Here is an 11,452-nt window from a genome sequence, read left to right as displayed (position 1 = left end):
CACGAACACGTCACAGGATGTGAGGAGATACTGGAACGGGTCCGAGGTGTCAGTGTCGACAGCCGCATCGGCTCGGGGAACTGCGAGACTGACGAGCGCGCTGGTGTCGTCGACGACCGTTCGCAGTTGTCGGCCGCTCATCGATCGTCGTCGGCTGCGGGCTCGACCGCGGTCGCGTCACCATCGTAGACGTCGACACCATCGGGCGCAGCGAGATCGAGTGGCTCGTCCGTGATATCCGCTTTGAGCAGACGAAGTCGCTGGGCAGTTTCGGCGCTAATCAACTGCGTAATCGCCTCGTATCCGAGTTGGTCGCCGTAGTATTTCGTCGCAACGAACTCCTGGAAGGACTCGCTGTCGACGGTGATTTCGTCATCGTCGTACGCGGCCGCGATCTCTTGCGAAAGCGCATCCTCGTCGGTCATCGGTCGCGCAGTCGATCGCGAGCGGCCGCGAACCGAACGGGATCTGTGTCGCCAGCCGCAGCCATCTCGTTAGCTGACTGGAGCTGCGAGTCGATGAGTCGATTCTGTTGGCGTGACCACTCACGATCGTCGTGCGTCCGAACGTACTCGGCCCACTGTTTGATCATCGCACGCCGTTGCGCCGTATTCCGCCGATGATCGTCTTCAAATACTTTTGAGTTCAGCATAGTAGTCCCCCACTCCAAGCTCGTTGACATACGTTTCGAGCCGCTCCGTGTTAAATCGTTCCTCGAAAGTCAGGTACAGGTGAAGTGCATCCTCGAAGTCCTTCCCGCTAAGGCTGTCTGCAGCTTGTGCAAGCCGGAGTTTGTACGCGATTTGGAGTTCAAGCGGGCTGATCTCGATCTGCCCCTCATCGAATGTCACCGTAAGGGGATTCGAGAGGGCCTCACGCTCAACGTCGTTTGAAACGAACCATGTCTCGAAGTTCGGGTATATCCCCCCTTCTTCGGCAATCCGGATGCGGCTCCCCTCGCTCAGCATCGAATACATCTCAGCAAGCGGCATCGCCATCCCCCAGTACCCTCGGTCTTTGAGTTCTGTAACTAACTGCGCAGTCTCCGCTTCGGATAATGGCTCCAGAATGACGTCGATATCTTCTGTCGATCGAGAACGTCCCGTGAGGATTGCGACGTACCCACTAACGATGACGTAGTCCACCTCGCAGGCGTCGAGGATTTGTGTGAACTCAAGCACATTTTTGTCGAGCTCTGAAAGCTCCCGTGAAACCGTGAGTCTGCCGTCACTGAGTTCCATCAGTCTCCTCCATGGAACGCCGATAAACTAAACGGTGCGTCATTTGTGTCGGGCCGCCCGTTTCGATGCTCATACGTTGGCTCCTTCTTCGGTATCATGACGTACATCCTCACCGATCTCGAAGTGCTCTGGACGATGGGGCGAAGCGCTTGGAGGACCAGCTCCGCAGCCGGCGGAGAGATATCGAGATTGTCGACCATTAGTCGGTGGGTTACCTCACCGCGTTCGCGGGCGACCGCATGGGTGAGCGCGGTCGCGAGGCCGGCAACGCCGTGACGGTCGACGTAGATGTCGATATCGGCGTTGGTTTTGCGGCGGCCGACCGCGTCGATAAGCGCTGGCGTAGTCGTGTACTCGCGGTCGTCGGCGATCGCCGTTACGATCAGGTGGCTCTGTTGAAATCCTATTCTTCAGATGTATTTTCGCCTGAAACAGCCGGTCGATGAGAGCTGCTCATGGGTCATTTGGGGGCGTTCATTCTTTGAAGGGGGCCGATGTCCAATCAGTTCCGGGGGCGCCGTGCCCTATCTGTACTTCTGACCGTGTCACATCTTCTACGTCGATGTCGGTTTGCGATTCTAATACCAAAGCAACCGATTTCTGTTCTAATTCTTTCTCGATAATGACTATCGATTCGCTGGCCTGTGTGTACTCTTGATTAGCTACTTCCCACCGCAAATGAACTCGGGCCTTTGTCTCGCCTGATTTTGAAAGAACAACTCTGACGATCAGGCGGTCAGAGTCAACTTGGTAGGCCCCTGCCTCTTCAATTGACACCGGTACGTTTTCGTCTTGCCTAAACGCGGTACAGCCTGCAAGACCAGCGAGACAACTCACACTACACGCAAGGAAGTCTCGTCGTGTTGCTTGTGAGTCCATATTTAGGCTTCCTTCAGGAGACTCTTTATCTACTCGTCAATTTGAAACAGCACGGTTTTAATATTCTTTCCAGACTCGTCAGGCCGAACTACGTTAGTTGTATCTCACCAGTACTGACCGAAACTGGGTCAGGATATATCAACTACTAAGGATTTCAATAAAGCCGATCAGGTCGATCTCGCGGGCGGCATACCGCCGAGGCTGCTCGTCCTGCGTAACGTCGACGACCAGTCCACAGCCGTTACAGGCGACGTGGTCGCGCTCATCGGGATCTGGCCGCGTCTTGGTAGCGCAGCCGACACAGATCGGGTGGGTGACCCGCTCATCTTCGCCCTGGGTATACGCCTCGCCAACCTCAGTGCCGGGTGGCGCGTCACAGAAGGCGCAGCTGGTGAGCGTCTGCTACATCACTCGCCCTCCTCGTCGGCGTTGCGGCCGTCCGTCCAGCCACGATCGAAGACGGCTAGCTGCGTCGTCGAGTCGAAGCTAGTGCTACTCGGCTCGTCAGTCTATCTCGTTACGAAGAATCAAGGAGAAAGCCTCGCGCTTCAGCGCGGGGAGGGTGTCAATCGCGGTTCTCACCTGCATCCTCAACATGGACGGTTGGAGAAGCTACGGAGATTCAAAGAGAACGCCCCGTCCTGGAGGTCGGGGAGGATGTCACTCCACGAAGTGTGTCACCACGTCCTGTAACGCTCCTTCAAACTGCCACTCAGCCGCTTCGAACGCGTCGTCAGTTTGAGCGTCCCACCGTGGGAACCCACAGCGTTCGCTGACGGCAACCTGCCAGGTGGGTGGCTCGATCTGCCCCAGCTCGTACGGTGGGATCGCGACGACGTACAGATACTCCTCATCGCCGTGAATGCCCGCTCGCGGATCCTCGATTCCGTGGCCAAGCAGAAACAGTGGCTGAGAAAGATGTTGCATCCGACTGGGTTGACAGACGTCGGTCGGCGAGTGCGCGTCGACGCGCCGCCCTGCTTCCCGGTCGGGATCGAGATACAGCGTCAACGACGCCAGCTTCTCGAGAAAGACGTACTGGGCGGCCGCATACGAGGGCCCCCGGACGCTGGTTGTCGCCTCCAACAGCTGTTTGAGCTCTTGTAAGCGCGTGAGTACGCCACGCGGATACCCATCTGAGTGCGTGTACACCTGTGCGACTGGATCGGTCGGATCGGCCGTCTGGCCCGTTTCGAGGGTCCGGACGAACCGGAGTTGACATCGGGTCGACATCGAATCACGCCGGCAGGTGGCTCGCCGGCGCCCATCGCGGCGAGCCAAAAATCCTATTATCGATCCGTCTCAACCGATCGGTGTCAGCACACGATGCCCGCAGGGGCGACGGATCGCCATCTCCGGACCGTGGACGATGCCGATGGTGACTGTCGTCTCACCCCGTGGACACATCTTGTCCGACCTCATTCTCAACGGTGGCGCTCGACCCGGCCACAGCGCTCACACGCGATGAGCGACCCGTCCGAGGTGTCATAGTACCTGCGAGCAGCAGGAGGATGTGTACACTGCCCCCACGCCGGGTGGGTGAGTTGTGTGTCGATTCGAGCGTCCAACGTCGCACGTGGGTTGATCATGGCGGCCGCCCTTCGGGCGCCACAGATACCCCACACTAGCCGAGCGTTACACCCCGGGCACGAAACACATGCGTGAATCCTCGTTCCTGAATCGCCCCCACTAGATCGGTGTACGCCTGCCGTACGCTCGGGTCCTCGACGAGTTCGCGAAACCGACTCTCGAAGCGCCGCCCGTGAGCTGTCCGCCGCTTATCCGAGCGGTCGTGGGCCGCCTCGTGACACAGCACCAAAAAGAGGTCGTGCGTCCACACCGCACGCTTCGGGCTCGTCACTGCCGAATCCGTGATCACGATCCGCGTGTACCCATCCGTCCAGGCGTCAGCGGTCGCCTCCCCCCACGAGATGATGCGATCGATCCCCATCGCATCGGCAAGCGCCCGCGCAAACAGGAGATAGCGACCCTGTCGGGTCGTCAGATCACTATCGGCGAGTCGAGTGTACCCCTCCCAAACGCCGAGTGCGTCTGCGCGTTCGTGGACCACGAAGGTGTCCGGCAGCGTGATCGCGGTGTCGTCATCGTGCGCCGCGCGTGCCAGTTTTTCGGTGGCCTGATCGCTCGTATCGAGGATGATGGATCCGCGCTCGACGAGTGCGTCCGCGCCGTGTCCCACGCCCTCCTGAAAGGCGATCTGCGGGGCCGCCTGTATTTGCGCGAGACTCACCGGCGTCTCGGTGACGAGCTGGAACACCTGCCGCCCGCGCCACCGCTCACGAAGGCCGTCATCAGCCGCGAGTAACTCGGCCATCACCGAGCGCGTCTGGGCGGCAAGGGCGTCGTCGCTGAGCTGGTCGTACAACGCGATCCGCGCGTCTTCGAGTGTCTCTTGGATGCGTCCCCACCGGTCACACCCCGATTGGATGTCTGTCCGCCCGAAGTTCAGCGTAAGATTGCCGTTCGAGACTACGACGCCCCCGACGCCTGCGTCGTGATCGGTGGTGACGTACAACCCGTTGCTGTAGATGGCGAGCCCCTGATCGGGCGCGTGGGTGAGCGCCAAGTAGGCATCGGTGGTCTCACGAGTGACCGCGACGCGCGCGTCCTCAACGGCGTCGAACGGGTGCCCGCGATCAACAGCCGTCCCGTTCACCACGATCTCGACGCCCGTCAGGAAAGTAAGGTAGCCGAACCGCTCGCGGAGTCGATCGTAGATGCGGGGCCACCGGTAACTGTTCGGGTCGGGAACCTCGTCCGCGTAATAATCAATGGTCACGCAGACGCCGTCAAATGCGTGCTCGGTGTCGACGACGACCCCGTCTCGGCCGGCCGCCAGGGTGAATGGGGCTGTGTCTCTGGCGTCTCGATAGTCGAAACACAACGCATGGTGGCCACTCCAGATTCGGACGGCGCCTTTTGCGATGATCGCGGCCGTGCCGATCCCCCACTCGCCGAGTGTCGCGTCGTCATCACGCGTTTTGGTGCCTGCCCCGAGCACGGAGAGATCGCGACGACCTGCCTTGTCAGCGAGATCGACGCCGGCGCCGTCATCACAGACGACCGTCTGCTCTGGCGTGACGCTCACCAACACGCGCTCGGAGCCAGGACTGTCGACGCCGTTCTGGACGGCTTCACGAATGGCGTCGGTGAGATCCGCCATCTGGTCTTCGATCAGATACTGGGCGATCTGATCGGTTGTGGTCATCTCGACGGAAGCGGTACGACTCGGCTCGGTTCCCCTCGATTTCGGGGGTGGCGACTGGTTGGACATGGTGTCCACCCCTCGGGGCACCAGACAAACCGAGCGCGGCGTGTCTGTGTGAACTGCGGTGTTGTTTGTCGCCCGTGCGATCGGAGTGACACGATCACGGTTCGTCGGGGAAACCACACCCTCACGAACGTCCCAAAGAAGTGCGCACTACCCCGCAAGTTGCCTCCGTGAGTCGGTAGCCGAACCCCCAACGAAGGAATCCTCGCACTTTAGCGCGGGGAGGATGTCACCGCTCGTCCCGCGATTCTGCCACGTCGCTGGCGTTGTCCTGTACCTCAAGAATATCTTGAGCAACATCGGCGACGTGTTGCTGATCGGCGGCCGAGGTTGCCACGTGTTGGGCAGCACCCAGCTGCCCATTCACCACTGCGTTCTGCTGTGGGCCCCACACCTCGGGCGGCTCCGATTGAATGTACGACACCCAGCGTTTGATCGCCGCGATGCGTTGCTCACGATTGCGGTCGTGTTTCGCATCGAGTTGGTCAGGCGTCTCTGAGTCGGTCATATTCGGCGTCGACATCGAGTCGGCTTACCCACGTTTCGAGCTGGGATACACTAAGCGTTTCCTCGAAGAGGGTGTACAGATGGACTGCGTCTTCGATATCCTTCTGGGCGCCAAGCGACAATTTGTACGCGATTTGGAGCTCAAGCGGCCCGATCGGGATCGATTCTCCACCGATCTGTGCGGTAATCGCGTGAGAGAGTGATGCGCGGTCGAACTCATCGCCGACGGTCTTCACTTTAAGATGCGGAGTCACCTGATCCGTTGGGGCAACCCAGATCGGATCGCCGTTTTCAAGCATCTCGTACATCGATGCGAGTGGCATTGCTGGCCCCCAGAAGTTCTCTGTTTCGAGGCGTGTTGCGAGCGTCTCTGCTATCGCCTCATCAATCGGCTCGATCAGTACATCGACATCTTCCGTCGAGCGTGCCCGCCCAGCGAGGATCGAGACGTATCCAGCGATGAACACGTGTTCGATCCCGACGTGATCCAGGATATCCGAGAACGCGATCGCCAGCTCATCAAGCTGGTTCAGAGCACGATCCACGTAGAGTGTCTCATCTCGAAGCTCGATACCACTCATACGTGTCGGTTGTCAGGATGGTTGATAAATGGTCTGGCGAGCAAGCAGTAGAGATCCTGATCGCTGGTGGCCATTCTTCCTTGTGCACCCCGATTCGGCGTGGAGACCGTCGTGGATGGTACTGCCATGGTGTCCACCCCTCGGGGCACCACAGAACCCCAGCAGCGGGGCCCTCACCGCGTCTCGATCGCGTCGATCAGCGTGGTACTCACGTCCCGAATGCGTTCACACCGAGTGAGGAGCTGCTCACTCGTATCATCGCTCCACGCCGCGAGATACCGCGCTGATCCGTCCATCTCGAGCTCGAAGTGGCGCCCAACAACGTATGCGACCGCCTCAGCTTCCCGTTCACGTGCCTCCTGCCCAGCCGCGTCGCGTGAACCATGGAGCAGTGCGTGGGCGTACTCATGAAGCAGCGTCCCCGCGACGGCCGCAGTGTCGTCGTCGCGCACCTGCACGTGAGGATCACCATCGACATGCCGACACACGCCGTCCGCGTCGCCGTAGGGCCATGCCCCACTCTCGAGTATCTCGACTGTGATCCCGAGATCGGCGGCCGCCTCGAGCAGCGCCGTCACCAGCCCATCCGCGTCGCCCTGGGCCGATGTCGCCAGTTCGGGAAGCGGCTCGCCGTCCGTTTGGGAGACGTCGAACACTGAGACGGGTTTGAACCCGACAACGCCCGTCTCCCACTCGTCGGGTGGCGTCTCGTCGTACCTACAGTCGCTGGCCTCGTGGTACGTGGGTCCGTCCCCGCACTCAGGACACTGATTCGTGATGATCGGCGCCCAAATCCAGATCGCGGATTCACCCGCCTTTACGTGTCGATCGAACTCGTCTTGCCACGTCCGGTACCCCGCGACCTTCGTCGCATCGGGACACTGGAGGGTGATGAGCAGCGTGTTGCGGTGTGAGTAGTCATGGAAGTTGCTCTGCACGTCGAGCCACTGCTGGAATTGCTCGCTTGCACGCGCCGCATCGACCGCGTCGACAAGCTCCGCGAGCCACTGGTCGATCGCCTGATGCATCTGGTCGGCGCGGGCGTCGGTGTCGTCGAAGGCGACGTGCCCGCTCGGAGACTTGGATTCAGCCATGCTCCCACCCATCGGGAGCATGAAAATCCAGCAGCGCGACTCACCGAGCATCCACTACGAGGAACGGCGAGACGGGCTGAACGCGCTCACAGCCAGTGCGTCCCGCGTCTTTTCGTTCAGGACCCCAGCGCAGTAACTTTCTTAATGCTGTATGTAAACAAGAGACACACTATGGGGCGCAGTGCTGATTCCCTCCCTGCCCGATCCCCGGAGCATACACACCTCCAGCTGCGACCGACTGACACCCCGCTGGCAACAGCTGCCGTCGAACAGGGGTTTTGCCGGCTCCACAGTATCGATCAGGAGCCGGACGGCTTCGTTGACCGGCTTTTCGGGACGAACGCACCACCCCTCGAGTTTCGACTCCAGCGTCCAGCCGGGCCGGATACCGATCTCAGTCTCTATGCAGGGATCGCTGACGGCCCAACAGAGACACTCAACGCCGGCCTGCGCGCGGCCTGTCCGAACGAGTACGAGCTCACGCCAGCGACACCAGATCCCATTCCATCGCCAGCTGAGATCGATACTGCCGACGATATCGAGCTAGCAGCCGTCGAATGGGTTGGCGACGCCGAACGGCGTGCCGACTGGCAGACTCGGCTGACGCCATTCAGCGACTTTCAAGAACGCGATGAGAGGCGGCTCCCGCTGGCCGTCATCGCCGAAACACTGGCAGACACCACGGCCGCCGTCACCTACCAGGTGGTGTGTCGTCGGTATCGCGACTGGCGCGGCGAGGCCCAGCATCGCCAGTGGCAGCTCGAAGAAGGGCGCGACACCATGGGGAGTCGATTCATCGATGATTTGTTTGGCGACCTCGTTGCCGACTATGCGGCTGAGACCGCCGAGACGGCCGCCCGCGAGCACACGGACCCCGCAACTGTCGGCCGCCACGAAGCGATCGCCGCCGCTGACCCCCGACACGCGTTTCTCGCGAGTGCCCGCTGTGTCATTGTGGGTGCGGAGGCCACAGCTCTCGCCCGCCAGCTCGCGACCGCGTTCAGCGGCGTGAGCGGCGAGTACTACAGGATCGACGGAACGGTCACCACCGGCACCGACGCCGAAGCAGTCGTTGAAGCGATGCGCGAACGGACGATCGCCGAGCCCACCTACGAGACCCCGATCACGAAACTTCCGGGCACAGCGAATCGCAGCCAGGGGCTCGTTGTGGATGCGGCCACGCTGCCGGCGCTGTGTCTGGTGGATGGCACCTCGCTCACGACGAGTGGAGAGCGCGCAGTCGACCCGGCCGCCTCTGATCGGACGGCGCTGCCGCCGCCACCGCCGAGTCAACTCACGCGGTATCAAAACCCTGGCCTCGTCGTCGGCCACACACTCGACCAGGACGGCACGCCCACCGATGAGCTGATTGCGGTGCCACCGGCGCTCCAATCGCTCCACGTGGCGTGGTTTGGGAAAACGGGATCGGGAAAATCCACGAGTCTGCTTACGGCGATTCTCGAGAACCACGCCGCCACGGACGGCGCCGAGATTCTCATCACTCCCAAGGGAGATGACATGGCTGAAGCGTACCTCCGCGCCCACTACGCCCGGTATGAGACGCTCGAAAACGTCTATTACTTTGACTGTACAGAGACACTGCCCGCAATCTCATTTTTCGATATTCGAGACCAGCTGGCCGCCGGGATCGACCGGGCGACCGCGGTCGAAGACCTCACCGATCACTACATCGAAATTCTCGAAGGCGTGATGGGTCGCGATCGCTTCCGGCAGGCGATCCGATCACCAGATATCATCCGCCAGCTGGTGAAGGCACTGTTTGATCCCGTCCACGGGAGTGATGCGTTCCCGCATCGCGACCTCCAACGGGCCGCGGCGCGGTTTCACGAGACGGGTGAGCCGCCGCCGGTCATCGACGATGAGCTGCAATCGATGCTCTTCAACGTCGCCGCCAACAGCCAACAGACCTTTGATGAGCTGCTTCAAGGCGTCCATAACCGCATCGAGAAGATTCCGCTTGATGAGCGGTTCGGCCAGCTCTTTAATCACGTCCCCGACGAGGGCGATCCCCACTTCGATCTGCGTGCGGTGATCGACGAAGACGCCGTCGTGATCGTCGATACCGGAGGGCTGCGCGCGGCCAGCCAGCAGGCGCTCACGCGGACGCTTCTGTCGAAGCTGTGGACGGCGCTCCATCGCCGCGCACAAACCACTGCCGCCGCTGATCGCCCGCTCGTCAACCTCTATCTCGAGGAGGCGGCCCAGCTGGTCTCGTCAGGTATCGTCGACGATCTGCTCGCACAATCCCGCTCGTTCGGCTGTAGCGTCACACTCGCCACCCAATTTCCGGATCAGTTGCGGGTGCGCGATGAGAGCGCCTACATCGAGTTGATCAACAACGTCGCCACGATCGTGACCGGGAGCGTCCCCGTTGATGACGCACTCACCACCCGGCTCGCGACAGCGGATCTGGAGCCAGCCGCCGTGGGGAACCGCTTGCGATCGCTCCAGCGCGGGCAGTGGCTCGTACGGCTGCCAGCCCCGTTCGCGACCCAGCCGCCACGGCCATTTCTCGTCGCGAGCGCCCCGCTGCCAGCAGGCCATCCAGAGTGTGAGCGCTTCCGGCCGGCGCGGGAAACCACGTTTGCTGCCCGGCGAGCGATCTGCGGTGACCGGACGCGAGAACGGTACGGCCTTGATCTGACGGCGACGCAGGCGACGACGGGCCCCGCCCAACCCAAGACAACCGACGAGCCCGCTGGCGAGCCCGACACGACTGCGCGGATTGATTCGGCGCTGCCGTACACCGACCGGCTTCCCGATCCGGTGGTGTACGATGAGGAGCGGCACGCGCTCGTCTGTGTGGGGTGTGAAACCCCATATGATCCCTCGCCAGATGGCCTCCGGGCGGCAATCGGCTGTTGTCACGACCCCGAGACCGTCGATCGGGCTGACTGCCCGATCTGTGAGCTGCCGGTGAAGCTCACGTACACCGAACGCCAAGAGAGCCCGCTGAGTGACGCCGCGCTCCGATTTCTCCAGGCCGTCTACTCTGCTCACCAACAACAGTACGACCCAGCCATCGAATACGACATCACCCGTGACAGCATGCGCCGACTCGCCGAGTACGTCGGGATCGACGCCGTCGAGATCGACGAACTCCGCACCGCTGGGCTGATCACCCGCGACTGTCGGTATCCGCACACGCTGTATACGGTGACGCCGGCGGGCCGGGATGCGATCGGTGTCCGCCACCGCGAGGGGGTGGCACATGGTGCCGGCGCGGGCGACCTCAGCGAATCCAGCCTCCACGTCGCGATGGTCGAGGTGGGCAGTCAGTTGCTCGCCCAGGAGTTTGTTGCGGATCCGACCTCGCCAGCGACCACGGTTGAGCGGTACTATGAGGTGCGCGAGGGCCGACTCGATGCGGCCGCCGTCGATGACACCGGAGACGTTGTCGCCGCGCTCGAAGCCGAACGTATCAACAACGACGCCCGACAGGCGATCCCTGACGATTACGACAAACTCGCGGCCGAGGAGCCGACCGCTGCCATCTGGATCGTGAAAAATCGAGAGGCTGCCCACGAGGTGATCGAGGCGCTCAACACCCCACCAGATGGCACTCCTCGCGTCGAGAAGACGTACGGAGAGCGCACGCGGCCGGCGGTGTTCACAATCGACCAGCCGGGGCTCACCGACGTGTACACGTTCCAGTCAGTTCGAGATACGCACCTTGACACCGATGAACACAGCTAATCGCCCGCTCTCAGTGTCATCGATTTACGGTGGGACGCTCAAAACGGCCACCAGCCACCGATCTCATCAGTGTTGATCTCGGCTTCGAGTTCCTGTCGTCGCTTCCGCTCTGTGGCCAGATCCGCCCGTAGCTGCTCGTTT

At 61.6% G+C, this 11,452-nt stretch carries 9 protein-coding genes and 2 pseudogenes; 1 reads left to right on the top strand and 10 read right to left on the bottom strand.

Translation table 11 applies throughout. The annotated features are described in order from the left end of the window. Positions 1-137: 137 nt before the first annotated feature. From U4E84_RS15040 to U4E84_RS14995, 10 genes and pseudogenes are all read right to left on the bottom strand, one after another. A complete protein-coding gene (locus tag U4E84_RS15040) occupies positions 138-425 on the bottom strand; it encodes a hypothetical protein (RefSeq protein WP_322532930.1) in 288 nt (95 codons plus the stop codon). A gap of 204 nt (positions 426-629) precedes the next feature. Continuing rightward, positions 630-1,241, bottom strand: a complete 612-nt coding sequence (locus U4E84_RS15035; protein ID WP_322532929.1) for a hypothetical protein — start codon at positions 1,239-1,241, stop codon at positions 630-632. Between the two features lie 69 nt (positions 1,242-1,310). After that, positions 1,311-1,603 (bottom strand): annotated as a pseudogene (locus tag U4E84_RS15030) (ArsR family transcriptional regulator); the annotation flags it as partial. A gap of 112 nt (positions 1,604-1,715) precedes the next feature. Continuing rightward, on the bottom strand, positions 1,716-2,018 hold the full coding sequence (locus U4E84_RS15025; RefSeq protein WP_322532928.1) for a hypothetical protein: 303 nt from the start codon (positions 2,016-2,018) through the stop codon (positions 1,716-1,718). A 321-nt stretch (positions 2,019-2,339) separates the two neighbouring features. After that, positions 2,340-2,528, bottom strand: a pseudogene (locus U4E84_RS15020) (hypothetical protein); the annotation flags it as partial. 252 nt (positions 2,529-2,780) lie between these two features. Continuing rightward, positions 2,781-3,353 (bottom strand): hypothetical protein, encoded by a 573-nt coding sequence (locus U4E84_RS15015; protein ID WP_322532927.1) that lies wholly within the window; start codon positions 3,351-3,353, stop codon positions 2,781-2,783. Positions 3,354-3,744: 391 nt separating this feature from the next. Continuing rightward, positions 3,745-5,304, bottom strand: a complete 1,560-nt coding sequence (locus tag U4E84_RS15010) for an ATP-binding protein (RefSeq protein WP_322532931.1) — start codon at positions 5,302-5,304, stop codon at positions 3,745-3,747. A 337-nt stretch (positions 5,305-5,641) separates the two neighbouring features. Continuing rightward, positions 5,642-5,920 carry a hypothetical protein gene (locus tag U4E84_RS15005; RefSeq protein WP_322532926.1) on the bottom strand — a complete coding sequence of 93 codons (279 nt, stop codon included), beginning with the start codon at positions 5,918-5,920 and terminating at the stop codon, positions 5,642-5,644. After that, positions 5,898-6,500 carry a hypothetical protein gene (locus tag U4E84_RS15000; RefSeq protein ID WP_322532925.1) on the bottom strand — a complete coding sequence of 201 codons (603 nt, stop codon included), beginning with the start codon at positions 6,498-6,500 and terminating at the stop codon, positions 5,898-5,900. Before U4E84_RS15000 ends, U4E84_RS15005 begins: the two co-directional genes overlap by 23 nt. A gap of 173 nt (positions 6,501-6,673) precedes the next feature. Then, entirely contained in the window at positions 6,674-7,594 is a 921-nt protein-coding gene (locus U4E84_RS14995; protein ID WP_322532924.1) for an ArdC-like ssDNA-binding domain-containing protein, read from the bottom strand. A gap of 171 nt (positions 7,595-7,765) precedes the next feature. Between U4E84_RS14995 and U4E84_RS14990 the strand changes: the two genes are divergently transcribed. Further along, on the top strand, positions 7,766-11,311 hold the full coding sequence (locus tag U4E84_RS14990; protein ID WP_322532923.1) for a hypothetical protein: 3,546 nt from the start codon (positions 7,766-7,768) through the stop codon (positions 11,309-11,311). The last annotated feature ends 141 nt before the right edge of the window (positions 11,312-11,452 follow it).

Source organism: Halorubrum sp. AD140 (genome assembly GCF_034497445.1).
GTDB lineage: Archaea > Halobacteriota > Halobacteria > Halobacteriales > Haloferacaceae > Halorubrum.
The sequence above is the reverse complement of the archived record's forward strand: the minus strand, read 5'-3'. Positions and strand labels throughout refer to the sequence as shown.